Genomic DNA, 25,705 nt, shown 5'->3' on the forward strand with positions numbered 1-25,705 from the left:
CTACGCGGGTCTACGGTAGCCGCGTGGAACGACATCTCCTGGACATCGTGCAGTTGGCGTGGTGCCGTGAACTCGCTCTCGACGACCACGCGCTCAACGCGGGTGGGCGTGTGGTGCGCGTGGACGATACCGCCGACCGGCTGCAGGTTCTGCGTCTGGGTGAGACGACGGCCGTCGTCGGTCCCGGTGACGCGGTCGCGGCCGTCGACCGCATTCCCGCCGAAGCGCTCGACGCGGCGACGGTCCGGGAGGCGACGGGCGGGCACGGCGCCCGGAGCCACGTGCTGCACTACTGCGCGGACTGGATCGATGCGAGCCGGGTGCGGGATCCGCTGATCTCGCACGACGCCCGCGACCTCGCCGAACTGCGGCGGCGCTGCCCGCCGGACGACACGATCGATGCCACCCCCGCCGACGGCGACCGCGTGTTCGTCCTTCTCGACGACGACCACCGGCCGCTGTCCGCGGCCGGATACGGCGAAGTCCACTCGATCCTTGCCGACGTGGTGGCGCTGACCGTCCCCGAACATCGGCGGCTGGGTCTGGCCTCGACCGTCGCGACCCTGGCGACACACGAGGCCCTGGACGCGGGACTGATTCCGCAGTGCCGGGTCCGCCGCGACAATCTCGCCGGGCGCGGTCTGGCGGCGGTACTGGGATACGAGGAGTGCGGAAGCCACCTGACGGTGCAGCTGCGGCGCTAGCGTGTAGTCAACTCCGCAGGGAAGGAAATCCCGTGACCGAACACTCCGATTCCCGCAGCAGCAGCTACGTCGAAGCCGGTGAGTTCAACCGCGACACCCGCTACGTGACGACGCGGATCACCGCGGACGGCCGGGACGGATATCCGGTCGAGGCCGGGCGCTATCGGCTGATCGCGGCGCGGGCCTGCCCGTGGGCGAACCGCGCGCTGATCGTGCGACGGCTGCTGGGACTCGAGGATGCGTTGTCGCTGGGACTGTGCGGTCCGACGCACGACCGGCGCAGCTGGACGTTCGATCTCGATCCCGGAGGGGTCGACCCGGTGCTCGGCATCGAGCGACTCCAGGAGGCGTACTTCGCGCGGGACCCCGAATATTCGCGCGGCATCACCGTCCCGGCGATCGTGGAGGTGAGCACCGGGCAGGTCGTCACCAACGACTACGCGCAGATCACCCTCGACCTGTCCACCGAGTGGACCCGGTTCCACCGGCCGGGCGCCCCCGACCTGTATCCGGAGGCACTTCGCGCCGAGATCGACGAGGTCGCCGAACTGGTGTACCGGGACGTGAACAACGGGGTCTACCGGTGCGGTTTCGCCGGATCACAGCACGCCTACGAGGAGGCGTTCGACGCCCTGTTCGCGCGGCTCGACTGGCTCGAGGACCGGCTCACCACGCGCCGGTACCTGGTGGGCGACACCATCACCGAGGCGGACGTGCGGCTGTTCACCACCCTCGCCCGGTTCGACGCGGTCTATCACGGGCACTTCAAGTGCAACCGCAACCCGCTCACCGCGCTCCCCGCGCTGTGGGCGTATGCGCGGGACCTGTTCACCACACCCGGGTTCGGCGACACGATCGACTTCGTGCAGATCAAGCAGCACTACTACCTCGTGCACACCGATATCAACCCCACCGGGATCGTGCCGAAGGGGCCGGACCTGTCCGGCTGGCTCACCCCGCACGGGCGCGAAGCGCTCGGTGGCCGGCCGTTCGGGGACGGCACACCGCCGCTCCCTCCCCAGCCGGCCGAACAGGTCCCGAGCGGTCACTCGCCGCTGGCGGCCTCACCCCTGTAGGTGCCGAAACTCCAGTGGACGCCCTGCGGGTCGCGGCATGTGAATCCGTGCGATCCGAAGTCCTCGTCGCGGATGCCGCGCGTGACGGTCGCGCCGTGCGCGACGGCCCGGTCGTACAGAGCGTCGACCTTCGCGTCGTCGGGCACGACGAGATAAGCCGCGCCGACGCCGGCGGGCAGCTCGATCGCACTGTCGTCGCGGCCGGCCGAGCCGAGCATGATGCCGCCGCCGTACGGCCAGGTCAGTTCCGCGTGGTCGACGCGGTCGCCCTCGCCGTACACGGCCGTCTCGACGAACCCGAACGCGTCGACGAGGAAGCGGATGGCGCCGCGTGCGTCGTCGTAGGTGAAGCAGGGAAACACTGCTGTCGTGGTGGTTGTCGTGGTCATGTCTTCGGTGGTCATGTCACAGATCCTCCGTCCGTCGACGGTTCCCCGTCTTGGACGATTGGGAACACCTCGTCGTCCATCCACTGCGACGGGGGTACCCCGGCGAGGTCGCGCCAGTCGCGGGCCAGGTGCGCCTGGTCGTAGAAGCCCGCGCGCACCGCGACGTCCGCGAGGCGGTGCCGGCCGGGGGTGCGCAGCAGCATGCGGGAGCGGTCGAACCGCGCCAGCCGCGCCGCGTCCTTGGGCCCGACCCCGTATTCGGCGGTGAATCGGCCGGTCAGGTGGCGGCGGCTCCACCCGATGTCGTCGGCGACCGCCCCCACCCCGGCGCTTCCGGGGGAGGTCAGCTGCTGCCACGCCCGCGCGAGGCGGGTGTCGACGCCGCCGGCGCGACGGTCGCGGCGTGCGAGGCGGCCGAGCACGTCGTCGAGCACCGCGAACCGCTCCGGCCATTCGTCGGCCGCGGCGATGCGGTCCTGCAACTCCCGCGCGTCGGCGCCGAGCACGTCCTCCAGGTCGACGACCCACGCGCCGAGTGCCCCGGCCGGGACGCCGAGCAGGGCGCGGGCACCGGCCGGGGTGAGCGCCAGCTGGATGCCGTGCTGGTTGCCGTCGTGCGCGATCGTCACCGGTGACGTCGTGAGGCCGCCGGCGAGTGCCCGGAACCGGCCCGGCTGCTGTCCGGGAGCGGCGGCGCGGGCGAGGTCGAGGGGTTCGCCGATCGTCAGCACGACCGTCAGGTCCTGCGACGGCAGTCCCAGATGCTCGCCTGCGGGGAAACCGGTGAGGCGGTAGCCGTCGTACCAGCGCACGTACGGCCGCAACGGCGGCGCCGGCCGCCGTCGCGCTCCGTCGGAGACCCCCGGCACAATCGCCAGCGTAGGCGCGGTCCGGTCGCAATCCCACCGGCTTGTCGCCGGAAATATCTATAGTCGGCCGTGCACCCCCGGATGTGCCTCCGCGACACGAAGACGGCGACACACAGGGGGCGACACGAAAGGCGAACCGATGAGCGAAAAATCCGGGCCGATCGAGAAGTTCCTCGTCACGCTGCTCGACAACGGCAGCAGGCTGCAGGGCCCCGCGGTGGCGAAGTACGTCGACCGGGTCCGCCGGGCGCATCCCGACGAGTCGCCCGCGCAGATCATCGAACGTCTCGAGAAGATGTTCCTGACCGGCGTCACGGGCAGCGGATCCGCGGTCGGGGCGACCGCCGCGTTCCCCGGAGTCGGAACCCTCACCGCGGTCGGGGCGGTCGGCGCCGAGACGATGTTCTTCCTCGAGGCGTCGGCGCTGCTGACCCTCGCCGTCGCGTCGGTGCACGGCGTCCACCCGCAGGATCACGAGCAGCGTCGCGCGCTCGTCCTGGCCGTGGCCCTCGGTGAGACCGGCATGGAGGTGGTGAGCAAGGCGACCGGCACGACGATGAAGAACTGGACGTCGGCGCTCACCGGGAAGATCCCCGGCTCCCAGCTGAGGATGCTCAACAATTCGCTGGTCAAGAAGTTCATCCGCAAGTACTTCGCCAAGCGCAGCGCGCTGATCCTCGGCAAGCTGGTGCCCGCCGGGATCGGGGCGGTCATCGGTGGCGCCGGTAACCGCGCGCTCGGCAAGCGCACCATCAGCAACGCCCGTACCGCGTTCGGTCCGCCACCCGCGCAGTGGCCGGATGCCCCCGCCGCGCTCGAACCCGGCACGGTGGGTGCCCTGCCGAGCGCCGCATCGACCGGTCCCTGACATGTCCGCGCCGTCGGTGTACGTCCGCGAGTCGGGTACCGGCTCACGGACCGTCGTGCTGTTGCACGGCTACTCCGATCACGGCGGCACATGGTGCAAGGTGGAACCGGAACTCGCCGAGCGGTACCGGGTGCTCACCGTGGATCTACCGGGGTTCGGTCGCAGCTACGCGCAGTGGCGGGCACCGGTGTTCGACCACTACGTCGACACCGTCGCGGATCTCGTCGCGGACCGCACCGAACCGGTCGCGCTGATCGGCAACTCGCTCGGTGCGGTCACGGCGCTGGCGTTCGCGTCGGTGCATCCGAAACGAACCGACCGGGTGGTGCTGTCGGACATGCCGGGCCTGGCCGGAATTCCGCGGGTCTGGACGGAGAGCGCGCGGCTTCCCCTGGACCTGATGTCCCGGATGATGTCCCGGCCGGTTCCGATGCCGGTGATGCAGCGGATGATCGGCGAGCTGTACACGCGGGCGGCGCTGCACCGGCCGGAACGGATGGATGCGGCCACGCTGTCCGCGTTCACCGCGAACTTCGCCGACCGGCGGCGGATGGACACAATGCTGAGGGTCGGCCGGACCGCGGTGCGTGAACTCGGGAGACTCCCGATACCGGAGATGGTGCACGCGCTGACGATGCCGACGCTGTTGCTGTGGGGTGCGCACGATCGGCTCACGCCGGCGCGGGCGGCTCGCCGCGTCGTCGGCGGACCGGACCGGCGGGTGGTGATCATCCCCGACGCCGGGCATTGCCCCCAGCTCGAGGCACCCACCGAGTTCCTCGGCGCGGTGCTGCCGTTCCTCGAGCACCGGCGTCTCGCCGCCGGGGAGGCGGGCACGTAGGCTCGCGACGACCACGTGGACCGCAGAGACGGGGGAAGTTCTTGACCGCACAGTTCGCGCAGGCGCCCGATGCGTTCCCCGGTTCCGGGCCGCCGCCGGGCATCGCCGTGCAGGGGCTGACCAAGACGTACAGGAACATTCCGGCCGTCTCCAACCTGTCGTTCACGGTGCCGCCCGGATCGATCACCGGTTTCCTCGGGCCCAACGGATCCGGGAAGACCACCACGCTGCGGATGCTGCTGGGCCTGGTGCGCCCGACTGCGGGAATCGCGCTGATCGACGGCGTCCCGTACTCGTCGTTGCCGCAGCCGGGGCGGGTCGTCGGTGCCGTCCTCGACGCGCAGGGCGCGCACCCGAAGCACACGGCGCTCACCCATCTCGAGGTGTACTGCACGGCGATGCGGGTGCCGCTCTCGCAAGCGCGGGCGTCCCTCGACCTGGTCGGCCTGGGTTCGGTCGCGACCCGGCGCACCGGCGAGTTCTCCCTCGGGATGCGCCAACGGCTGGCGCTGGCGACCGCGCTGCTGGGGCAACCCCGCTACCTGGTCCTCGACGAACCGGCGAACGGCCTCGATCCGGAGGGCATGGCCTGGCTGCGCGAATTCCTGCAGTCGTATGCCCGATCCGGCGGCACGGTGCTGGTGTCGAGCCACATCCTGCGGGAGGTCGAGCAGATGGCCGACCACCTGGTGATCGTCTCCAACGGCACGCTCGTGCATCAGAGCAGCACCGCGGATCTGCGCAACGCCTACCGTTCGCGTGTCCTGGTGGCCTGTTCCGACCCGGCCCGTCTCGCGGCGGCCCTGGCGGCCGCCGGCATCACGGACGCGCAGATCCAGGGCGACGGGCGGCTCGCGGTCGTCGGGGCCGATCCCGAACGGATCGCGGCGCTCGCGGCCGAGCAGAAGGTCACGATCTTCGGCACGCACGTCGAACACGTCGATCTCGAGCAGGTGTTCCTGTCCATGACCAGCGGTCGCTACGCCGCGACGCACGGCTACCACCAGCCGGGACCGCCTGCGTCGGGCCAGGTCCCGCCCGGATATGCGCCGCCGATCCCCCAGTCGCCGCAGCAGCACCCGCAGGACCGATACCCACCGCAGCACTACCCTCCGCAGCACTACCAGCAGGCCGGCCAGGCGGCCCCGCCGTATCCCGCCCAGCCGTACCCCGTCCAGCAGCCTCCGGCCCAGCAGTACCCGCCGGGCGTGCCCGCACCTCACCAACCGCCCTTCGGACCGGGAGGATTCCAACGTTGACCGCGCTTCTGAACGCCGAGGTCCGCAAGGTCCTCGGGTTGCGCTACTGGTGGATCCTCGGGATCGCGCCGGTCGTGGTGGGGCTGTTCACCGGTGCCCTGACCCTGCCGCTCGCCCGTCAGGTCGAGGACATCGTCGGTGAGGGTTTCGCGTCGACCGTGTCGGCGGCGATCGGCATCGCGCTGGCGTTGGCGCTGGTGTTCCTGTTCGCGGCCGTGTTCGGCGCGGTGAACGGCGGCACCGAATTCCAGCATCGGACGATGGCGACGACGTTCCTGACCACCCGCGGTCGCGACGGGGTGGTCGCCGCCAAGTACGTCACCGCCGCGGCGTTCGGGCTGCTGTACTGCGTGGTCGTGGAGATCGCGGCCGTTCTGACCGTCCTGATGTTCGCCGGCGGCGACAGCGGCCCGTCCAGCGGATCCGATTTCGGCCAGCTCGCGGCAGTCCTCACCACCGGCATGCTCTGCGCCGCGCTGTGGGCCCTCATGGGGTCCGGGCTCGGTCTGCTCACCGGTTCGACGGTCGGCAGCGTGCTCGCGATCTCCGCGTGGGTGCCGTTCGGTGAGCTGATCGTGTCGCTGATCCTGCACGGCCTCGGGCTGGGCGCGGTCGCGGACCTGCTTCCCGTCCAGCTCACCTGGTACACGATCGTCGGGGTCATCGACATTCCCGAAACCGGCGACATGGCCGTTCGCTGGCCGGGGGCTCCGCTGGCGCTGATCGGCTGGACGCTGCTCGTCTGCGCGCTCGGCTGGTGGCGGGTCCGCAGCCGCGACGTGGGCTGACCGGGCGCTTCGCGCCGGTGTGCCTTTGTGGCGGTCCCCACCGCTACAAAGGCACACCGGCGCCGTCGGCGCCTGGCGCTAATGTCGGCAGCGATGCAACACGACTCGCAGTCCCCCGGCTGGATCCGCCGACTGAGCACCGAATCCTTCCGTCACCGTGCCGTCGCCATCGGCGCACTGGTGGCGACGGTCGTCGCCGCGCTCATCGACATCGGCTTCCCGCTCCTGACGAAACTCGCACTCGACAGCGCCACCCACCCGCAGGGCGCCGACCTGCACCTGATCGGGGTCGCCGCTGCGGGAATCGCCGGGGGTGCACTGGTCCGGTTCGGCTGCCAGTACGGGCGCCGGATGCTCGCCGGACAGCTGTCGTTGAACGTCCAGCACGACCTGCGGCTGCGGCTGCTCGGGTCGCTGCAGCGGCTCGACGGACGCGGCCAGGACCAGATCCGCACCGGACAGGTCGTGTCCCGCTCGATCACCGATCTGCAGCTCGTCCAGGGACTGCTCGCGATGGTGCCGATGTCGGCGGGCGCCCTGCTGCAGTTCGTATTGGCGCTGGTCATCATGGCGGTACTGTCGCCGCTGCTCACCCTCATCGCCGTCGTGACCGTGCCGGTCATCGCGCTGATCGTCCGGACCGTGCGGCCGAAACTGTTCGCCGCGACCTGGTCCGCGCAACAACGCGCCGCCGACCTGGCCCAGCACGTCGAGGAAACCGTCACCGGTGTGCGCGTCGTCAAGGGCTTCGGCCAGGAGGACCGCGCGGTCGACCAGCTCGAACGGCACGGCCTGGCGCTGTACGCCGAACGGATGCGAGCGGCCCGCGTCAATGCCCGGTTCACCGCCCCGATGGGCGCGATCCCGCAGCTCGGCCTGGTCGCGACCATCGCGCTCGGCGGGTGGCTGGCGCTGCACGGCACCGTGACGGTCGGCACGTTCCTCGCGTTCACCGCGTACCTGGCGACGATGAGCGCGACGACCCGCACCCTGTCGTCGGTGATCATCATGGCGCAGCTCTCGCGCGCCGCCGTCGAACGCGTCTACGAGGTGATCGACGCCGAACCCGACGTCGCGGACCCGCCGCACCCGGTGCCGCTGCCCGCCGGTCCGCTCGGGCTGGCGCTGCGCGACGTCACCTTCGGGTTCGAACCCGGCCGCGACGTGCTGCGCGGCGTGGATCTCGAGGTGACTCCCGGCGAAACCGTCGCCGTGGTCGGCCCGGCCGGGTCCGGCAAGACTGCCCTGTCGCTGCTGCTGCCGCGCTTCTACGCGCCGGACGGCGGGTCGGTGAGCCTGACCGGCGACGACTTCGAACTGGACGTGCGCTCGCTGCGCAGCGACGAGCTGCGTGAAGCCGTCGGCCTCGTGTTCGACGAACCCTTCCTGTTCTCCGACACGATCGCCGCGAACATCGCGCTGGGCCGGCCCGACGCCACCCCCGACGAGATCCGGGCCGCCGCGGTCGCGGCCCGCGCGGACGAATTCGTCGAGAACCTGCCCGACGGATACGACACCGTCGTCGGGGAACGCGGCCTGACCCTGTCCGGCGGGCAGCGGCAGCGGGTCGCGCTGGCCCGGGCGCTGCTGCTGGATCCGCGGGTGCTGATCCTCGACGACGCGACCTCCGCCGTCGACGCCGAAACCGAGGCCGCGATCTTCGCGGCGCTGCGCGCACAACGCGGGCGCACCACCCTCGTACTCGCGCACCGCCGCTCGACCCTGTCGCTCGCGGATCGGGTGGCGGTTCTCGACGAGGGTCGCATCGTCGACGTCGGGACCGCCGAGGAACTCGAGGAACGCAATGCGCTGTTCCGGGCGCTGCTCACCGGCACCGGCGACGACGACCCCGACACCGCTCCCCTCGCCTCCGGTCCCGAACCGTCGGCCGAGCAGCTGTGGCCGGAGGTGACGTCCGACCCGGACGAGGCCGGCAGGTCCCCCGCCTCTCCTGCCCTGGCAGGTCCCGGCGGTGGTCCGGGCGGCGGCGGCCCGGGTGGTGGCGGACGCGGTGGCGGCGGCCCGATGAGCGGGGCGCTCGGTTCCGTCGCACCCACCCCGGAACTCCGGGCCGCGGTGGCGGCGCTGCCCCCGGCCACCGAAACCCCGGGCCGGCATCGCGACCTGCAGTCCCGGGCGCTGCGCCGCCCCGATCCGAGGTTCCGGCTGTGGACGACGCTGCGGCCCGTCCGGTTGCTGCTCGGCGCGGTCGTGCTGTGCCTGATCGTCGAATCCCTCACCTCGATCGGGTTCCCCTCGATCGTGCAGTACGCCGTCGACCAGGGCGTCACGCCCGGCGATCCCGCCCGGTTGTGGGCCGCGGTCGGCGCCGGGGTGCTGCTCGCGCTGCTCGGCTGGGCGGTGGTGGCGGTGCTGACGGTGCTCACCGCCCGGGCCGGGGAACGGGTGCTGTTCGGGTTGCGGGTGCGCAGCTACGCGCATCTGCAGCGGCTCGGACTCGACTACTACGAGCGGGAACTGTCCGGGCGGATCATGACCCGGATGACCACGGACGTCGACGCACTGTCGTCGTTCATCCAGACCGGTCTGTCGACCGCGGTGGTCAGCGTGCTCACCGTCACCGGCATCTCCGTGGCGCTGCTGGTCACCGACGTCTCGCTCGGGCTGGTGGCGCTGGCGGTGGTGCCGCCGCTGCTGATCGCGACCTTCTGGTTCCGGAAGGTGTCGTCGTCGGCGTACGCGATCTCGCGCGAGCGCATCTCGATCGTCAACGCGGATTTCCAGGAGAACGTCACCGGTCTGCGTGCCGCGCAGGCCTATCGGCGGGAGGCGTTCGCCGCGCAGCGGTTCGCCGAACGCGCCGACGCCTACCGTCGCAGCCGCATGCGCTCGCAGCGGGCGATCTCCCTGTACTTCCCGTTCATCACGATGCTGTCGGACCTGGCGCTGGCTGCGGTCGTGTACGTCGGCGCCCGGGAGGTCGCGGCGGGTGAGGCGACGCCGGGTGTGCTGGTGGCGTTCGTGCTGTACCTGAGCCTGCTGTTCGGCCCGATCCAGCAGCTGTCGCAGGTGTTCGACGGCTATCAGCAGGCCCGCGTCGGGCTGCGCCGCATCGGCGACCTGCTGCGCACCGAGAGTTCGCTGGAGGCCGGTCCGCCCGGCTCGGTGCCGGTGACCGGGCACCTGCGCGGCGACGTGCACCTCGACGACGTCGGTTTCCGGTACGCCGGCGCCGAGACCGACGCGCTCACCGACGTCGAACTGCACATCCCGCCGGGTACGACGGTCGCACTCGTCGGCCGCACCGGCGCCGGCAAGTCCACCGTGGTCAAGCTTCTCGCCCGCTTCTACGATCCGACCTCCGGTTCGGTGCGCGTCGACGACGTCGACCTGCGCGACTATCGGCTCGCCGACTACCGCGGCCGGCTCGGTGTCGTGCCGCAGGAGGCCCACCTGTTCACGGGCACCGTCGCGAGCAACATCGCGTACGGCCGTCCCGACGCGGACCGCGCCGACATCGAGGCCGCGGCCCGCGCGGTCGGTGCGCTGGGCATGATCGCGACCCTGTCCGGCGGAATGCACCATCCGGTCGGCGAACGCGGCCAGGGCCTGTCCGCGGGCCAGCGGCAGCTGGTCGCGCTGGCCCGCGCCGAACTCGTCGATCCCGACCTGCTGCTTCTCGACGAGGCGACCGCGACCCTCGATCCGGGCACCGAACGGGCCGTTCTCGAGGCCGGCGAGAAGGTCGCGCGTTCCCGGACCGCCGTGGTGGTCGCGCATCGGCTGGGAACCGCGGCCCGCGCCGACCGCGTCGTGGTGGTCGACGGGGGGCGGATCGTCGAAACCGGGCCGCACGCGGAGCTGCGTTACGCGGGCGGCGTATACCAGACCCTCTGTGATGCGGCCGAAACCCGCGCAGGGAATAATCGGTCGTCGAGAACCGTCATCGATGGAGACCCCGTCGAAGTCGAAGCACAAATTGTGAGGTAGATCTCGCCGCATGTTCGATCAATTACGATCGCCGCACGCACGGGATAGCCTCATGAATACAGGCGCTCCGATCGGGTACCGAAGAAAGAAACGAGGCGAACAACTGCCGTGAGCAGCAGCTCTACATCACAGTTCGGTCAGAACCAGTGGTTGGTTGACGAGATGTACCAGCGCTTTCAGGACGATCCTTCGTCCGTGGACGCGAGTTGGCACGAATTCCTGACAGATTATTCCCCCGAAACAGCGGTCGCAGGTGGTGCAAACGGCATCGAGACCGCCACCGCCAGCGCTCCGACCGCCACTGCGACGGCTCCCGCCCCGACGCCCGCACCGGCTCCCGCACCGAAGGCAGCACCCGCTCCGAAGGCCGCGGCTCCGGCCGCCGCGCCGGCGAAGCCCGCAGCTGCTGCTCCGAAGCCGGCTGCACCCTCTTCCGACAAGGCCGCCGCCGAGGAGAAGAAGGTTCTCCGCGGTGCCGCTGCCGCTGTCGCGAAGAACATGAACGCCTCGCTCTCGATCCCCACCGCCACCAGCGTTCGCGCCATCCCTGCGAAGCTGATGTTCGACAACCGGATCGTCATCAACAACCACCTCGCCCGTACCCGGGGCGGTAAGGTCTCGTTCACGCATCTGCTCGGTTACGCCCTGGTCCAGGCGGTCAAGGCGTTCCCGAACATGAACAACCACTACGCCGAGATCGACGGCAAGCCGAACCTGGTGACGCCGGCGCACACCAACCTCGGTCTCGCGATCGACCTGCCGGGCAAGAACGGACAACGTTCGCTCGTGGTCGCCGCGATCAAGAACTGCGAAACCATGAATTTCGCACAGTTCTACTCGGCGTACGAGGACATCGTCCGCCGCGCCCGCGACGGCAAGCTCACCGGTGACGACTTCTCCGGTGTGACGATCTCGCTGACCAACCCCGGCGGCATCGGCACCGTGCACTCGGTGCCGCGCCTGATGGCCGGTCAGGGCGCCATCATCGGCGCCGGCGCGATGGAGTACCCGGCCGAGTTCCAGGGTGCTTCCGACGAGCGCATCGCGGAACTGGGCGTCGGCAAGCTGCTGACCCTCACCTCGACCTACGACCACCGGGTCATCCAGGGCGCCGAGTCCGGCGAGTTCCTCAAGACCGTTCACGAGCTGCTGATCTCCGACGATTTCTACGACGAGATCTTCCACACCCTCCACATCCCTTACGAGCCGGTCCGCTGGCGCAAGGACGTGCCGGAGGGCGCGGTCGACAAGAGCACCCGCGTGCTCGAGCTGATCGCGGCGTACCGCAGCCGCGGCCACCTCATGGCCGACACCGACCCGCTGCAGTTCGTCAAGGACAAGTTCCGCTCGCACCCGGACCTCGACGTCACCACGCACGACCTGACCCTGTGGGACCTCGACCGCGAGTTCAACGTCGGCGGCTTCCACGGCCAGCAGCGCATGAAGCTGCGCGACGTGCTGTCGGTGCTGCGTGACGCGTACTGCCGCCACGTCGGCATCGAGTACACGCACATCCTCGAGCCGGAGCAGCAGCAGTGGCTGCAGGAGCGGGTCGAGGCGCATCACGTCAAGCCGACGGTCGCGCAGCAGAAGTACATCCTGAGCCGCCTCAACGCCGCCGAGGCGTTCGAGACGTTCCTCCAGACCAAGTACGTCGGCCAGAAGCGGTTCTCGCTCGAGGGCGCCGAGTCGGTCATCCCGATGATGGACTCGATCATCGACCAGGCCGCCGAGCACCAGCTCGACGAGGTCGCCATCGCCATGCCGCACCGCGGTCGCCTCAACGTGCTCGCCAACATCGTCGGCAAGCCGTACTCGAAGATCTTCACCGAGTTCGAGGGCAACCTGAACCCGGCCGCCGCGCACGGCTCCGGCGACGTGAAGTACCACCTCGGCGCCGAGGGCACCTACATCCAGATGTTCGGCGAGAACGACATCAAGGTCTCGCTGACCGCGAACCCGTCGCACCTCGAAGCCGTGAACCCGGTCCTCGAGGGCCTGGTCCGCGCCAAGCAGGACATCCTCGACAAGGGTGAGGACGGCTTCACCGTCCTGCCGCTGCTGCTGCACGGCGACGCCGCGTTCGCCGGTCAGGGTGTCGTCGCCGAGACGCTGAACCTGGCGCTGCTGCGCGGGTACCGCACCGGCGGCACCGTGCACATCGTCGTCAACAACCAGGTCGGCTTCACGACCGCGCCGGAACACTCGCGGTCGTCGGAGTACTGCACCGACGTCGCGAAGATGATCGGCGCGCCGATCTTCCACGTCAACGGCGACGATCCGGAGGCGTGCGTCTGGGTTGCGCAGCTCGCCGTGGACTTCCGCGAGAAGTTCCACAAGGACGTCGTGATCGACATGATCTGCTACCGCCGCCGCGGCCACAACGAGGGCGACGACCCGTCGATGACGCAGCCGGCCATGTACGACGTGATCGACACCAAGCGCAGCGTCCGCAAGAGCTACACCGAGGCCCTCATCGGCCGCGGCGACATCTCGCTCAAGGAAGCGGAAGACGCCCTGCGGGACTACCAGGGCCAGCTGGAACGCGTGTTCAACGAGGTCCGCGAGCTCGAGAAGTACAAGCCGGAACCGTCGGAGTCGGTCGAGCTGGACCAGACGCCGGCGCCGCGCCTGACCACCGCCGTGGACAAGTCGGTGCTCGAGCGCATCGGCGACCAGTTCGCGAACGTTCCCGAGGGCTTCAACGTGCACCCGCGCGTCAAGCCGGTCATCGAGAAGCGCCGCGAGATGGCGCGCGAGGGCAACATCGACTGGGCCTTCGCGGAACTGCTCGCGTTCGGTTCGCTCGCCGAGCAGGGCGCGCTGGTGCGCCTGGCCGGTCAGGACTCGCGCCGCGGCACGTTCACGCAGCGTCACTCGGTGCTCATCGACCGCAAGACGGGCGACGAGTACAACCCGCTCGCCACGCTGGCCGCGCAGGCCGGCAACGGTGGTCGCTTCATGGTGTACGACTCGGCGCTGACCGAGTTCGCGGGCCTGGGCTTCGAGTACGGCTACTCGGTGGGCAACCCCGACGCGCTGGTGCTGTGGGAGGCGCAGTTCGGTGACTTCGTCAACGGTGCGCAGTCGATCATCGACGAGTTCATCTCGTCCGGTGAGGCCAAGTGGGGCCAGCTCTCCGACGTCGTGATGCTGCTGCCGCACGGCCACGAGGGTCAGGGCCCGGACCACACGTCCGGCCGTATCGAGCGCTGGCTGCAGCTGTGCGCCGAGGGTTCGATGACCGTGGCGGTTCCGTCGACTCCGGCCAGCTACTTCCACCTGCTGCGTCGTCACCACCTCGACGGCATCCGCCGCCCGCTCGTGGTGTTCACGCCGAAGTCGATGCTCCGCAACAAGGCCGCGGTCAGCAACGTCGAGGACTTCACCCAGGGCAAGTTCCGCTCGCTGCTGGAAGAGGTCCCCTACGAGAACGGCACCGCCGACCGCACCAAGGCGACCCGCATCCTGCTGACCTCCGGCAAGCTCTACTGGGAGCTGCTCGCGAAGAAGCAGAAGGAGAACCGCGAGGACATCGCGATCGTCCGCATCGAGCAGCTGTACCCGGTGCCGCGTCGTCGCATCGCCGAGACCCTCGACCAGTACCCGAACGCCACCGAGTTCTTCTGGGTGCAGGAAGAGCCGGCGAACCAGGGTGCGTGGCCGTTCCTGGGCCTGGCGCTGCCGGAACTGCTGCCGGAGAAGCTCACCGGCATCAAGCGGGTGTCGCGTCGTTCGATGTCCGCGCCGTCGTCGGGCTCGAGCAAGGTCCACGCGGTCGAGCAGCAGGAGATCATCGAGAAGGCGTTCGCGCGGTAACCCGCACCTTCTCGGCACACCCCGCCTTTCTACGAAAGACGGTTCTCATGCGAGCCGGGTCGTGCCTGCCCTTCGGGGCGGGCCGGCCCGGTTCGCGCCGTTCTGCGGCCTGCCCTCTGCGGCCTGCGCTCCCCCTCCGACCCCCTCCCCTGGCGAGCGAATGTATCGTTCGGTCGATCCAAGGAGACGAGGGATACATTCGCTCGGAACAACCGGGGTGGGGCGGCTACGACGGGGAGGCACCCGCCGGCGCCCCGGCGACCATGACCACCGCGGGCAGGGCGCCGACCGCGAGCTCGATGAACTCCTCGCGGGTGATCTGCGGATCGCGCAGCCATTCGATGGTGGTGTCCTCGACGAACGCGATCCATCCGCGCACCGCGAGATGCACGGCGGGGGTCACCTCGATCCCCAGCATCGGCAGGTGCGCGGCGGTGCGCTCGACCATCGCGGTCCGGGTCCGTTCGAAGACCTCGGTCATGTCGGGGTCGCTGCTGGCGGCCCCGCGCAGCATGGACACGTAGGTGTCGCGGCGTTCGGTGACGTAGTCGACGTAGGCGACCAGGGTGCCGCGCAGCATCGCGATCGGGTCGAGACTCTCGTCCGGCGCGGTGCGTTCGAGCATGTCACGGCTGATGTGCCGGACGATCTCGACGTGGAACTCGTGTTTGCTCGAGAAGTAATGGAACAGCAGGCCCCGGGACACCCCGGCCTGATCGGCGATGTCGTCGACGGAGATGTGTTCGAGCGGCCGCTCCGACAGCATCTGCACACCCAGATCGATCAACTGCGCACGGCGCTGGTCCGGGCTGAGCCGGGTGCGTTTGGGGCCGGAGTTCTTCACAAGTGCCATGCAAGCACCTCTGTTGAATTAGAGTCAACAATGCTATTGACCATCCCTCAATAGGGACCTACGCTCGGATACATGAGTCTTCCGGTTACAGATATCTCCGCTGCCGGCGCCGCCGTGCGGCAGGTCGAGACCTTGATCATCGGCAGCGGGTTCGCCGGACTCGGGGCCGCCATCCGCCTCACCCGCGCCGGTAAGGACTTCCTCGTCCTCGAACGCGGCACCGAGGTCGGCGGCACGTGGCGCGACAACACCTATCCGGGTGCCGCGTGCGACGTGCCGTCGAATCTCTACTCGTACTCCTTCGCCCTCAACCCGGACTGGACCCGCTCGTTCTCGCCGCAGTCGGAGATCCAGCGCTACATCACCGGGGTCGCCGACAAGTACGACGTGCGGCGCCGCACGGTGTTCGGGTGCGACGTGCTCGGCGCGCGCTGGAACCCCGCGACCTTCCGCTGGGACGTGCACACCACCACCGGTGACTACAGCGCGAAGGTGCTCGTCTCCGCCGTGGGTGCGCTGTGCGAGCCGTCGCTGCCGGACATCCCCGGCATCGACAGCTTCGACGGCGAGATCTTCCATTCGGCACGCTGGAACCACGACGCCGACCTGACCGGCAAACGGGTCGCGGTGATCGGCACCGGCGCCTCCGCGATCCAGATCGTGCCCGCGATCGCCGGCCGCGTCGAATACCTGGACGTGTACCAGCGCACCGCGCCGTGGATCCTGCCCCGCGCGGATCGCGAGTACACGACCGTCGAACATCTCGCGTTCAAGTACGTGCCGGGCGCCCAGCGACTGTCGCGCGCCCTGCAGTACCTCACCCGCGAGACGCAGGTGGTGGGCCTGGCCAAGGCCCCGATCTTCATGAAACCGCTGGAGTTCGCGGCCCGCCGGCACCTGCGCCGGCAGATCCCCGATCCGGAACTGCGCCGCAAGGTCACTCCGAATTTCCGGATCGGCTGCAAGCGCATGCTGATCTCCAACAACTACTACCCCGCGCTGACCCGCCCGAACGTGGACCTCGTCACCGACGGCATCGCCGAGGTGCGTCCCGACGCCGTCGTCACCCGCGACGGCACGGTCCGGAAGGTCGACGCGATCGTCGTCGCGACCGGCTTCCACGTCACGGACTCCCCGACCTTCGCAGGCATCGTCGGCAAGGACGGCCGCTCGCTGGCAGAGGTGTTCGACGAGACCGGCATGCAGGGTTACAAGGGCAGCGCGGTCGCGGGCTTCCCCAACCTGTTCTTCCTCGTCGGCCCGAACACCGGCCTGGGCCACACCTCGATGGTGTACATGATCGAATCGCAGCTCAACTACGTCGTCGACGCGGTCGAAACCCTCGACCGGCACCGCATCGGGACGATCGAGGTCCGGCAGGAAGCCCAGGACGAGTACAACCGCAAGCTGCAGGCCGCGCTGAAGAACAGCGTGTGGAACAACGGCGGTTGCGCGAGCTGGTACCTCGACAAGCACGGCAACAACACCACCCTGTGGCCCGGCTTCACGTTCGAATTCCGGCGCCTGACCAAGAAATTCGATCTCGACGCGTATCGTGGCGTCGCGGCCGCGGACCTCGTCCCACCGGCCGCAGCGATCGACCCCGCGGTGACCACCACCGAGCAGACCGAGCGCAGCAGCGGAAAGGCGGCAGTGCGATGAGTGAATTCGCAGGCAGGGTCGCCGTCGTCACCGGCGCCGGCTCGGGTATCGGCCGGGCACTGGCCGTGGCGCTCGCCGCGAAGGGCGCGCGGCTCGCCCTGTCCGACGTGGACACCGTGGGCCTGGCCGAAACCGTCCGGCGGGCAGAGGATCTCGGCGCCCAGGTACACTCCACCCATCTCGACGTCACCCAGCGCGAGGCGGTCTTCGCGTACGCCGACGCGGTGCTCGAACGGTTCGGCACGGTGAACCAGGTCTACAACAACGCGGGCATCGCATACCACGGCGAGTTCGAACGCACCGAGTTCAAGGACATCGAACGCATCATGGACGTCGACTTCTGGGGCGTCGTCAACGTCAGCAAGGCGTTCCTGCCGCACCTGATCGCGTCCGGCGACGGCCATCTGATCAACGTCTCGTCGCTCTTCGGCCTGCTCTCGATCCCCGGCCAAAGCGCTTACAACGCAGCGAAATTCGCGGTCCGCGGATTCACCGAGTCGCTGCGGCAGGAGATGCTGATCGCCGGCCACCCGGTGCGGGTCACGTGCGTGCATCCGGGCGGCATCAAGACCGCGATCGCCCGCAACGCGACCGTGCCCGACGGTGTCGACCAGGCGAGCTTCGCCCAGTTCTTCGACAGCAAGCTCGCCCGCACCTCCCCGGAGGACGCCGCGAAGACCATCGTCGACGGCGTACGGAAGAACCGCGCCCGGGTGCTCATCGGCGGCGACGCGAAACTGCTCGACGCGTGGGTGCGGCTGCTCGGACCGTCCTACCAACGAGTGGTCGCGAACATCGCCGGCCGCGTGCTGCCGAAGGGGTAGATACCGACATGCCACAGTTCCCGCTGCCGCTCGTGCGCGCGGCCCTGCGTCCGATGTACCGGCTCGTGCTGAGCCCGCGGCTGTCGTATCCGATGCAACGACGGCTGCTCGGGCTGGCGGCACCGATCCAGACGTTGCCGAAGGGCACGGTGGTCCGGAAGATCACCCTCGCCGGCCGTCCCGCCGAACGGATCACGGTCGGTGCGACCGAGCGGCGCACCGCGGTGCTGTATCTGCACGGCGGTGCGTTCACGACCTGCTCCCCGGCCACGCACCGGTCGCTCGCCGCGCACCTGGCCGCGGCGACCGCGTCGGCCGTGTACGTCCTGGACTACCGTCTCGCCCCGGAGCATCCGTATCCGGCGGCGCTCGACGACGCGGTCGCCGCGTATCTCGAGCTCGTCACCGCACACGGTGTGGACGCCGCGAGCACACCGATCGCCGGGGACTCCGCGGGTGGCGGGTTGGCGGTCGCGGCCGCCCTGCGGCTCACGGACCGGCACGGGGTGACGCCCGCCGCGCTGGGCCTGCTGTCGCCGTGGGTGGATCCGGGCTCCCGCGCGGTGCCGTTCGACCGCGACACCGTGCTCTCGACCGGATGGCTGTTCCCGTCCGCCGAGGCGTATCTCGGCGACGGCGACCCGGCCGATCCGGGATACGCGCCGATGCACGCCGACCTGCGCCCGCTGCCGCCGACGCTGATCCACGTCGGCACGACCGAGGTCTTCTACCCGCAGGTCACCGAGTTCGCGCGGCGGTTGCGGGCGGCCGGTGTCGACGTGCAGGTCACCGAACAGCCGCGGCTGTGGCACGTCGCCCACCTGCAGGCGTCGCTGGTCCGCGAGGCCGCCGACGCGATCGTCGACCTGGGTGAGTTCCTGCGCTCACACATGCTCGCCGAGCCACGCGTCCGCGACGGCGGCTGAGTCCTCGCCGTCGTCCACCCGGGCGCGCATCTCGGCGAGGTCTGCGGTGGTGAGTTCTCCGGCGATCACACTCAGCGCATCGAGCTGACGTTCCCCGAACACGTCCCGCCGGAACAACGGGACGACGTTCTGGGCCGCGAACACCGGTGGCTGCGCGTCCTCGGCGGTCGCGTCCTCGGCGGTCGCGTCCTCACCGGGCGCGCGGTCCGGGGCGTCGGCCAGTGCGACGAGGCCGGCATCGACGAGCGCGGGTGAGGCCGTCGTGAGGGCGCCGAGCGCGCCGCGATCGGTCGCCGCGCGCACGGCGTCTGCGTCGGCGACCTGCTCGACGGCGGCGGGCACGCAGCCCGCGGCGGCGAGCGCCTCGAGGCCCCCGGTCGCGGCGAAGCCCGGCGTCGCCGCGACCGTGAGTTCCGCGCAGCGGCCGGTGATCTCGTCGACGCCCGTGACACCCAGCGCGGCCGCCGTCGCGTCGCTCAGCACGAGAACGGCGCGGTCCTGGGCGGTCGCGTAGTCGGCGACCGTCAGGTCGGTGGGCAGTGCCCGGCCGAGCGCGGTGAACACGTCCTCGGCGTCCGTCTGCGGTGCGGACGGGTCGAAGTGGCGCAGTAGCCGGCCCGTGTAGCCGGGGACGAGCGTGACCTCGGCGGCGTCCAGCGCGGCGAGGTCGCCCGGATCGCGGACCGTCACGTCGATCCCGGTGCGACGCAACGCTCCCGCATAGAGCTGGGCGAGCAGCTCGCCGTCGGTCCCGGTTCCCGTGCCGACGACCACGCCGGACGGTCCGGGGGCCTCGTCGAGGACCGGAGACGCGCACCCGGCGACCGCCGCGGCCGCGATCGCCGCCGTTGCGGCCAGGGTTCTTCCCGACCGTGTCGTGCGCTTCGAGTTCGTGGTCACCGTGCCATCCTCGCGCACCGTCCGCAACGCCGAACGCCCCGGTCCGGAAGCCTTGGTGCGGGCTCCGTCCGGGGCGTGCGGTGCGATGCCGCTAGTCGGTGACACCCTCGGCCCTCGCCGCGGCCGCGACGGCCTCGGCGACGGCGGGTGCGACGCGCGGATCGAGCGGGCTCGGAACGATCTTGTCCACCGCCAACTCATCGCCGACAACCGAGAGGATGGCCTCGGCGGCAGCGAGCTTCATGCCCTCGGTGATGCGGCGGGCACCGGCGTCGAGGGCGCCCTTGAACACACCGGGGAAGGCCAGCACGTTGTTGATCTGGTTCGGGAAGTCGCTGCGGCCGGTCGCGACGATTGCGACGTGCTTGCTCGCGACCTCCGGGTGGATCTCCGGGTCCGGGTTCGACAGCGCGAACACGATCGCGTCGTCGGCCATGGTCGCAACGATCTCCTCGGGCACGGTGCCGGCGGAGACACCGACGAACACGTCGGCTCCGTCGAGGGCCTCGATGAGCCCGCCGTGGCGACCGGCCGGGTTGGTGCGCTCGGCGAGGTCGGCCTTGATCGGGCCGAGCTCGGTGCGCTCACGCGAGACGATGCCCTTGGAGTCGAGCACGACGACGTCGGTGGCACCGGCGGCGAGCAGGATGTTGGTGCACGCGACACCGGCGGCACCGGCGCCGGAGACGACGATGCGCAGGTCCGCGATGTTGCGGTTCTGGACCTTGACGGCGCCCATGAGCGCGGCGAGCACCACGATGGCGGTGCCGTGCTGGTCGTCGTGCATGACCGGGCAGTCGAGGGCCTCGACGACGCGCTTCTCGATCTCGAAGCAACGCGGGGCCGAGATGTCCTCGAGGTTCACGGCGCCGAAGCTCGGACGCAGCCGGATCAGGGTCTCGACGATCTCGTCGGGGTCCTTGGTGTCGAGAACGAGCGGGATCGAGTTCAGGCCCGCGAACTTCTTGAACAGCGCGGACTTGCCCTCCATCACCGGCAGCGAGGCGCGCGGCCCGATGTCTCCGAGACCGAGCACGGCGGTGCCGTCGCTGACGACGACCACCAGGCGGTCGGTCCAGGTGTAGCGGGCGGCGAGGGTCTCGTCGGCGGCGATCGCGCGGCTGACCTGCGCGACACCCGGGGTGTACGCGATCGACAGGTCGCGCTGGTTCTCGAGCGGCGACGTGAGCTCGACGGACAGCTTGCCGTCGATGTGCGCGTCGAAGATCTCTTCGTTGGTCAGTTCGACCTTGCTGGGCGTTGGTGCGTCGGACACGATAGACACGATGACACTCCTGCTGGTTCCGTGACCACCCAGGTCGCGGTTACTGCGAAGTAGCTGCGACGATTTACCATTCGTTCGCAGGTGCTTCGCCAAGGACAAATTCTGTGAAGCATCCGGGCGCGATCACGATTACCGCTGTACTACGCTGTACGACTTCCGGAGCGTGATGGCGCCGTGGCTGGTGAGCCCTGGCGACGAGCCCTTGTACAGGGGTCTGCCATCGTCCGGCATCGGGGGGTATCTCCGGCGCCGGATTGGACGCAAGTTTGCCACCTTCACAACGGAACAATCAAATCGCCACACATTGCGAAGCTCTCACTTTTCGAGCGTCCCACCTGTGAGTTTCGACGAAACCGGGGGTCTTGTCCACGTAACGGACGAATTACTCACGGGTAGCAGGGAAGATACGGGGCGTCATCCCCACCACTGCGTGAACATCAGGAAAGCCGCAGTGACAAACACCACAGCGGAACCGGGTAGAGCGGACAGCCCGCGACGGCGATCCGCGGATATCTGAGCCGCGATCACGACGATCGCGGCCACCACGTGAGCCGCCACGGATTCGACGCCCGGCCCCGGCACTCCCCGATTCCCGGCGAGGTACTGGGCGCCGCCCACGACCAAGGCGAGTATCACGACCGCGCCGCACACCAGTCCGGACAGCGTCCGCACCGCGCGCACGGCGACGTTGTCCCGCCGGCCGGCACGATCGAACACCTCCGTCGGCGAATCCGACACATCGTAGTACTCATCGCCGTAGTGTTCATGACTGTAGTACTCATCGTCGTAGTACTCGGTGTCGTCATTGCCCGCGGCGTAATACCGGTCGTCGTAGTCGTCCCCGTACGACTCGCGGCCCCGCCGGCCCCACGCACTCATCCGACGACCACCTCGACACCCGAGGTCCGTGCGATCAGTTCCTCGAGCGCCGCCGGGTGCGTCGTGAATCGGCCGATGCCGATGTCCTTGTTCGCGCCGTGGTAGTCCGACGACCCGGTGACGAACAGCCCGAGGTTCGCCGCCATGTCCCGCATCAGCCGCACGTCCGCGGCGTCGTGATCGGGATGCTCGGCCTCGAGCCCGCCGAGCCCGTGGTCGACGAGTTCCTCGACGTGGTCGAGCGCCAGCAACCTGCCGCGCGCCCGCGCGCGGGCGTGCGCGAGCACCGTCACTCCCCCGGCCGCCGTCACCATGCGCACCGCATCCTCGAGGGCGGTGTCGTCCTTGGGCACGTAGTAGCGGCCCCGCGGCGACAGCAGATCGGTGAAGGCCGCACCGACCGTCGGAACCACCCCGGCCTCGACCAGCGCCCGCGCGAGGTGGGGGCGTCCCGCCACGGGCCCCGCCGCCTCGACGACGCTCTCCGGATCCGGCAGCAGGCCGTCCTCGGCCATCCGGTACGCCATCGCACGGATCCGCCCGACCCGCTCGGTACGGAGTCGTTCCCGTTCCGCTGCGAACACCGGGTCGGCTGGATCGAACAGGTACGCGAGCAGATGCACCGCGACCGGATGCCCGTCCTCACCGCGGCCGGTGCACGACATCTCCATCCCGCGCACCAGTGTCATCCGGGACGGCAGCGCCGCGACCGCCTCGTCCCAGCCCGCGGTCGTGTCGTGATCGGTGAGCGCAACGACGTCCAGCCCCGCCGTCGCGGCGGCACGGACCAGGTCCGCCGGCGTGTCCGTTCCGTCGGAGGCCGTCGAATGGGAATGCAGATCGATGCGCACCCCTCCAGTTTGTCAGGCGCCGGCCGCACACAGCTCGAGGCAACGCCCCGGGCGGCGTCCGCGGGCGGGTTAGCATGGCCGGGCCGAGCTGCCGCGCGGAAGGGAACCGATGCCGAACCTGCCGTCCCGCCGCGACGCCGACTCCCGAGCCGTCCCCGTCCCCGCCGAAGAGGCCGTCGTCGACTGCGCGGTCTACATCGACGGCAGGCGCCTGCCCGGCCGGTACACGCACTCGGACGCGCTGGCCGAGGTGCGCAGCCGCGGCGAGGGCTTCGTCTGGTTGGGACTGCACGAACCCGACGAACACCAGATGACGAGCGTCGCCCGGACGTTCGGCCTGCACGAGCTGATGGTCGAGGACGCGGTGCACGCGCACCAGCGGCCCAAGCTCGAGCGGTACGACGACGTGCTGTTCCTGGTGCTGCGCACCGTCAACTACGTCGAGCACGAATCGGTGACGACCACCAACGAGATCGTCGAGACCGGGGAGATCATGATCTTCACCGGCCCCGACTTCGTGGTGAGCGTGCGGCACGGCGACCATTCCGGGCTGTCCGATGTCCGGCACCGGCTGGAGCAGTCACCCGGCCGGCTCGCGCTCGGGCCCGCGTCGGTGCTTCACGCCGTCGCCGACTACGTGGTGGACAGCTATCTGGCGGTGACCACCCTGGTCGAGCCGGACGTCGACGACCTCGAGGAACTCGTGTTCACGCCCAGCACCCGCATCGCCGTCGAACAGATCTATCTGCTCAAGCGCGAGATCGTGGAGCTGCGCCGCGCGGTGGTCCCGCTCGCCACGCCGCTGCAGCAGCTCACCCGGGGATCGGGCCACCCGATCCCGAAGGACGTGCGCCGCTACTTCCGGGACGTCGCCGACCACCACACCACCGTCGCCGAACGCATCGCGACGTTCGACGAAACGCTCAGCACCCTGCTCGACGCCGCGATCGCGAAGGTCACCGTGCAACAGAACACCGACATGCGGCGCATCTCGGCGTGGGTCGCGATCGCGGCCGTCCCGACGATGATCGCCGGCATCTACGGCATGAACTTCGACCGGATGCCCGAATTGCACTGGGAATACGGCTACTACCTGGTCGTCGGGGTGATCGTGGTGATCACCGTCGCCCTGTTCCTGACGTTCCGGCGCAACAAGTGGCTGTGAGAACAGCACTCCTCGACCGTGCCTCCACGGTGCCTGCGGACCGGCGGGATCGTGTGCGCCTGGTCCTCGGGGTCGGGTTCGCGCTCGTCGCGGTGCAGGTGGCGATCCGCGCGGCCGTCGCCGCGGTCGGCGAACTCTACTGGGACGACCTGATCCTGATCGGCCGCGCGGGAACCTATCCGCTGTGGTCCGCGGAGCTGCTGCTGCACGACCACGACGGCCATCTCATGCCGGGCGCGTTCGCCGTGGCCGCGCTCGCCGACGCGGTCGCGCCCCTGCAGTGGTGGCCCGCCGCGGTGTCGCTGGTGGTCGGGCAGGCGGTGGCGTCGCTCGCGGTGCTGCGGGTGTTGTGGCTGTTGCTCGGCCCACGCCGGGTCCTGTGGGGACCGCTGCTGTTCTACCTGTTCGCACCGCTGACGCTGCCGGCGTTCGCGTGGTGGGCGGCGGGGCTCAACGCGCTGCCGTTGCAGGCGGCGCTGGCGTGGGTCGCGGGGGACGCGCTGCTGCTGGCCCGCACCGGGCGGCGCCGCTACGCGGTGTCCGCGACCGTGGTCACCGCGCTCGCCCTGCTGTTCTTCGAGAAGTCGATCCTGGTGCCGTTCGTCGCGTTCGCGACCGTCGCGCTCGCGTACCGGGTCGACGGGCGCGCCCGGCCGGTGCGGCTCGCGGCGCGCCGCGGGCGGGTGCTGTGGATCGCCTCGGCGGCGCTGCTCACCGGGTGGGCCGCGTGCTATCTCACGTTCGTCGAATCCCGTTTCGGGATACCCGATCTCGCGATGGTGTCCGGGCTGACGCATCACGGGCTGTCGTACGGGCTGGTGCCGACGTTGCTCGGCGGACCGTGGCAGTGGGAACGCTGGAACCCGAGCCCGCCCTGGGCGACGCCGCCGATCGCGCTGGTCGTCGTGAGCTGGGCGGCGGTGATCGCGGCGCTGGTGTGGAGCGTGCGGCGACGCCGGCGGACGGGATGGGTGTGGGCCGCGGCCGCCGCCTACGTGCTCGCCTCCCTGGCGGCGATGATCAGCACCCGGTTCGGCGCCGAGACCACCTACGAACTCGCGCAGACCCTGCGCTACTTCGCGGACTCGGCGGTGATCGGCGCGATCGCGGCCGCCCTGGTGCTGCGCGCTCCCGCACGGGGTGCACCGGCCCGCATCTCCCCTGTCGTCGCGGCGATCTGTGCGGTCGCGTTCACGGCCGGTTCGCTGTGGTCGACGGTGACGTTCACGCGGAGCTGGGTGGACAATCCGACCGGCGACTATCTCGCCACCGCCCGGGTCGCGCTCACCGCCCACCCGGACGTGCCGATCCTGGACCACCCGGTGTCGGTGTGGGTGCTGCTGCCGGTCACGCATCCGCACAATCTCATCGGATCGGTGTTCTCCGCGCTGCCCGGTCGCGCCGAGATCACCGACAGCGCCGAGGATCCGGCCGTGCTGGACGACTCCGGCGCGCTCGTCGAAGGAGCCCTGTTCGCCGTGCGGTGGGTGCCGCCGGGACCCGAGCCGGACTGCGGGTACCTGCTCTCGCCCGGCACGACCGTCGCGCTGCCGCTGGACGGCCCGATGATGGAACTGGACTGGACCGTGCAGCTGAACTATTTCGCGTCGCAGCCCGGGCGGATCGAGGTCGGGTTCCCGGGCGCCGACCCCACGCAGGTTCCGGTCGGGTCCGGTCCGGGCACCGTCTACGTCCGGGTGCCGGGCGGTGGCAACGGCCTGCAGGTGCGCTCCCCCGCGACCGGACCGACCGTGTGTTTCGGCGGCGGTCCGGTCGGGGTGATCACGCCGAAATAA

General features: G+C 70.0%; 20 protein-coding genes. 13 read left to right on the forward strand and 7 right to left on the reverse strand.

Annotation, left to right across the window (positions count from 1 at the left end):
- Positions 1 to 23: 23 nt before the first annotated feature.
- On the forward strand, positions 24 to 704 hold the full coding sequence (locus ACWDTS_RS00215) for a GNAT family N-acetyltransferase (RefSeq protein WP_450117284.1): 681 nt from the start codon (positions 24 to 26) through the stop codon (positions 702 to 704).
- Between the two features lie 32 nt (positions 705 to 736).
- Positions 737 to 1,780, forward strand: coding sequence for a glutathione S-transferase family protein (locus tag ACWDTS_RS00220; protein WP_450110047.1), 1,044 nt, complete (start codon positions 737 to 739; stop codon positions 1,778 to 1,780).
- Here the strand turns inward: ACWDTS_RS00220 and ACWDTS_RS00225 are convergent.
- The gene (locus ACWDTS_RS00225; protein ID WP_450110069.1) at positions 1,750 to 2,169 is read right to left on the reverse strand and encodes a VOC family protein; all 420 of its coding nucleotides are present in this window, start codon (positions 2,167 to 2,169) and stop codon (positions 1,750 to 1,752) included. The genes ACWDTS_RS00220 and ACWDTS_RS00225 overlap by 31 nt on opposite strands.
- A gap of 11 nt (positions 2,170 to 2,180) precedes the next feature.
- On the reverse strand, positions 2,181 to 3,038 hold the full coding sequence (locus tag ACWDTS_RS00230; protein WP_450117285.1) for a helix-turn-helix domain-containing protein: 858 nt from the start codon (positions 3,036 to 3,038) through the stop codon (positions 2,181 to 2,183).
- A gap of 139 nt (positions 3,039 to 3,177) precedes the next feature.
- Between ACWDTS_RS00230 and ACWDTS_RS00235 the strand changes: the two genes are divergently transcribed.
- The 6 genes from ACWDTS_RS00235 to ACWDTS_RS00260 all read left to right on the forward strand — a co-directional run bounded on the left by ACWDTS_RS00235 (position 3,178) and on the right by ACWDTS_RS00260 (position 14,564).
- Positions 3,178 to 3,906: a hypothetical protein gene (locus ACWDTS_RS00235; protein ID WP_450117286.1), complete on the forward strand. Its 729-nt coding sequence runs from the start codon at positions 3,178 to 3,180 to the stop codon at positions 3,904 to 3,906.
- A gap of 1 nt (position 3,907) precedes the next feature.
- Entirely contained in the window at positions 3,908 to 4,747 is an 840-nt protein-coding gene (locus tag ACWDTS_RS00240; RefSeq protein WP_197256035.1) for an alpha/beta fold hydrolase, read from the forward strand.
- A 41-nt stretch (positions 4,748 to 4,788) separates the two neighbouring features.
- Positions 4,789 to 6,006, forward strand: coding sequence for an ATP-binding cassette domain-containing protein (locus tag ACWDTS_RS00245; RefSeq protein WP_450117287.1), 1,218 nt, complete (start codon positions 4,789 to 4,791; stop codon positions 6,004 to 6,006).
- Positions 6,003 to 6,794, forward strand: coding sequence for an ABC transporter permease (locus ACWDTS_RS00250; protein ID WP_197256031.1), 792 nt, complete (start codon positions 6,003 to 6,005; stop codon positions 6,792 to 6,794). The genes ACWDTS_RS00245 and ACWDTS_RS00250 overlap by 4 nt, the downstream gene beginning before the upstream one ends.
- Before the next feature lie 93 nt (positions 6,795 to 6,887).
- Positions 6,888 to 10,745 carry an ABC transporter ATP-binding protein gene (locus ACWDTS_RS00255; RefSeq protein ID WP_450117288.1) on the forward strand — a complete coding sequence of 1,286 codons (3,858 nt, stop codon included), beginning with the start codon at positions 6,888 to 6,890 and terminating at the stop codon, positions 10,743 to 10,745.
- Between the two features lie 108 nt (positions 10,746 to 10,853).
- Positions 10,854 to 14,564 carry a multifunctional oxoglutarate decarboxylase/oxoglutarate dehydrogenase thiamine pyrophosphate-binding subunit/dihydrolipoyllysine-residue succinyltransferase subunit gene (locus ACWDTS_RS00260; protein ID WP_450117289.1) on the forward strand — a complete coding sequence of 1,237 codons (3,711 nt, stop codon included), beginning with the start codon at positions 10,854 to 10,856 and terminating at the stop codon, positions 14,562 to 14,564.
- A 226-nt stretch (positions 14,565 to 14,790) separates the two neighbouring features.
- On the opposite strand, the gene ACWDTS_RS00265 is transcribed toward ACWDTS_RS00260, so the two are convergent.
- Positions 14,791 to 15,417: a TetR/AcrR family transcriptional regulator gene (locus ACWDTS_RS00265; protein ID WP_450110043.1), complete on the reverse strand. Its 627-nt coding sequence runs from the start codon at positions 15,415 to 15,417 to the stop codon at positions 14,791 to 14,793.
- Between the two features lie 72 nt (positions 15,418 to 15,489).
- Here ACWDTS_RS00265 and ACWDTS_RS00270 point away from each other — a divergent pair, with 72 nt between their 5' ends.
- From ACWDTS_RS00270 to ACWDTS_RS00280, 3 genes are read left to right on the forward strand one after another with little or no spacing between them, the layout of a single operon-like run.
- Positions 15,490 to 17,079, forward strand: a complete 1,590-nt coding sequence (locus ACWDTS_RS00270; protein WP_197257397.1) for a flavin-containing monooxygenase — start codon at positions 15,490 to 15,492, stop codon at positions 17,077 to 17,079.
- The gene (locus ACWDTS_RS00275; RefSeq protein ID WP_450110041.1) at positions 17,076 to 17,903 is read left to right on the forward strand and encodes an SDR family NAD(P)-dependent oxidoreductase; all 828 of its coding nucleotides are present in this window, start codon (positions 17,076 to 17,078) and stop codon (positions 17,901 to 17,903) included. The genes ACWDTS_RS00270 and ACWDTS_RS00275 overlap by 4 nt, the downstream gene beginning before the upstream one ends.
- An 8-nt stretch (positions 17,904 to 17,911) precedes the next feature.
- Positions 17,912 to 18,829: an alpha/beta hydrolase fold domain-containing protein gene (locus ACWDTS_RS00280; RefSeq protein ID WP_450117290.1), complete on the forward strand. Its 918-nt coding sequence runs from the start codon at positions 17,912 to 17,914 to the stop codon at positions 18,827 to 18,829.
- On the opposite strand, the gene ACWDTS_RS00285 is transcribed toward ACWDTS_RS00280, so the two are convergent.
- The 4 genes from ACWDTS_RS00285 to ACWDTS_RS00300 form a co-directional block, all read right to left on the reverse strand.
- Complete coding sequence (locus tag ACWDTS_RS00285) at positions 18,788 to 19,729, reverse strand: glycine betaine ABC transporter substrate-binding protein (RefSeq protein ID WP_450117291.1); 942 nt, start codon at positions 19,727 to 19,729, stop codon at positions 18,788 to 18,790. The two genes, ACWDTS_RS00280 and ACWDTS_RS00285, sit on opposite strands and share 42 nt — an antisense overlap.
- 91 nt (positions 19,730 to 19,820) lie before the next feature.
- On the reverse strand, positions 19,821 to 21,014 hold the full coding sequence (locus ACWDTS_RS00290) for an NAD(P)-dependent malic enzyme (RefSeq protein WP_248674314.1): 1,194 nt from the start codon (positions 21,012 to 21,014) through the stop codon (positions 19,821 to 19,823).
- A gap of 414 nt (positions 21,015 to 21,428) precedes the next feature.
- Positions 21,429 to 21,893: a hypothetical protein gene (locus tag ACWDTS_RS00295; RefSeq protein ID WP_450117292.1), complete on the reverse strand. Its 465-nt coding sequence runs from the start codon at positions 21,891 to 21,893 to the stop codon at positions 21,429 to 21,431.
- Positions 21,890 to 22,744, reverse strand: coding sequence for a PHP domain-containing protein (locus tag ACWDTS_RS00300; protein WP_197257407.1), 855 nt, complete (start codon positions 22,742 to 22,744; stop codon positions 21,890 to 21,892). The genes ACWDTS_RS00295 and ACWDTS_RS00300 overlap by 4 nt, the downstream gene beginning before the upstream one ends.
- A 109-nt stretch (positions 22,745 to 22,853) precedes the next feature.
- Here ACWDTS_RS00300 and ACWDTS_RS00305 point away from each other — a divergent pair, with 109 nt between their 5' ends.
- Both ACWDTS_RS00305 and ACWDTS_RS00310 read left to right on the forward strand, forming a co-directional pair.
- Positions 22,854 to 23,909, forward strand: coding sequence for a magnesium and cobalt transport protein CorA (locus ACWDTS_RS00305; protein ID WP_450117293.1), 1,056 nt, complete (start codon positions 22,854 to 22,856; stop codon positions 23,907 to 23,909).
- Positions 23,900 to 25,705, forward strand: a complete 1,806-nt coding sequence (locus ACWDTS_RS00310) for a hypothetical protein (RefSeq protein ID WP_450117294.1) — start codon at positions 23,900 to 23,902, stop codon at positions 25,703 to 25,705. The genes ACWDTS_RS00305 and ACWDTS_RS00310 overlap by 10 nt, the downstream gene beginning before the upstream one ends.

This window comes from Rhodococcus sp. NPDC003383, from assembly GCF_053589115.1.

Excerpts from the sequence above, each read along its gene's own strand:
- ACWDTS_RS00225 (WP_450110069.1), bottom strand. The coding sequence starts at position 2,169 with ATGACCACGACAACCACCACGACAGCAGTGTTTCCCTGCTTCACCTAC.
- ACWDTS_RS00235 (WP_450117286.1), top strand. The coding sequence starts at position 3,178 with ATGAGCGAAAAATCCGGGCCGATCGAGAAGTTCCTCGTCACGCTGCTC.
- ACWDTS_RS00240 (WP_197256035.1), top strand. The coding sequence starts at position 3,908 with ATGTCCGCGCCGTCGGTGTACGTCCGCGAGTCGGGTACCGGCTCACGG.
- ACWDTS_RS00255 (WP_450117288.1), top strand. The coding sequence starts at position 6,888 with ATGCAACACGACTCGCAGTCCCCCGGCTGGATCCGCCGACTGAGCACC.
- ACWDTS_RS00265 (WP_450110043.1), bottom strand. The coding sequence starts at position 15,417 with ATGGCACTTGTGAAGAACTCCGGCCCCAAACGCACCCGGCTCAGCCCG.
- ACWDTS_RS00270 (WP_197257397.1), top strand. The coding sequence starts at position 15,490 with ATGAGTCTTCCGGTTACAGATATCTCCGCTGCCGGCGCCGCCGTGCGG.
- ACWDTS_RS00275 (WP_450110041.1), top strand. The coding sequence starts at position 17,076 with ATGAGTGAATTCGCAGGCAGGGTCGCCGTCGTCACCGGCGCCGGCTCG.
- ACWDTS_RS00280 (WP_450117290.1), top strand. The coding sequence starts at position 17,912 with ATGCCACAGTTCCCGCTGCCGCTCGTGCGCGCGGCCCTGCGTCCGATG.
- ACWDTS_RS00295 (WP_450117292.1), bottom strand. The coding sequence starts at position 21,893 with ATGAGTGCGTGGGGCCGGCGGGGCCGCGAGTCGTACGGGGACGACTAC.
- ACWDTS_RS00305 (WP_450117293.1), top strand. The coding sequence starts at position 22,854 with ATGCCGAACCTGCCGTCCCGCCGCGACGCCGACTCCCGAGCCGTCCCC.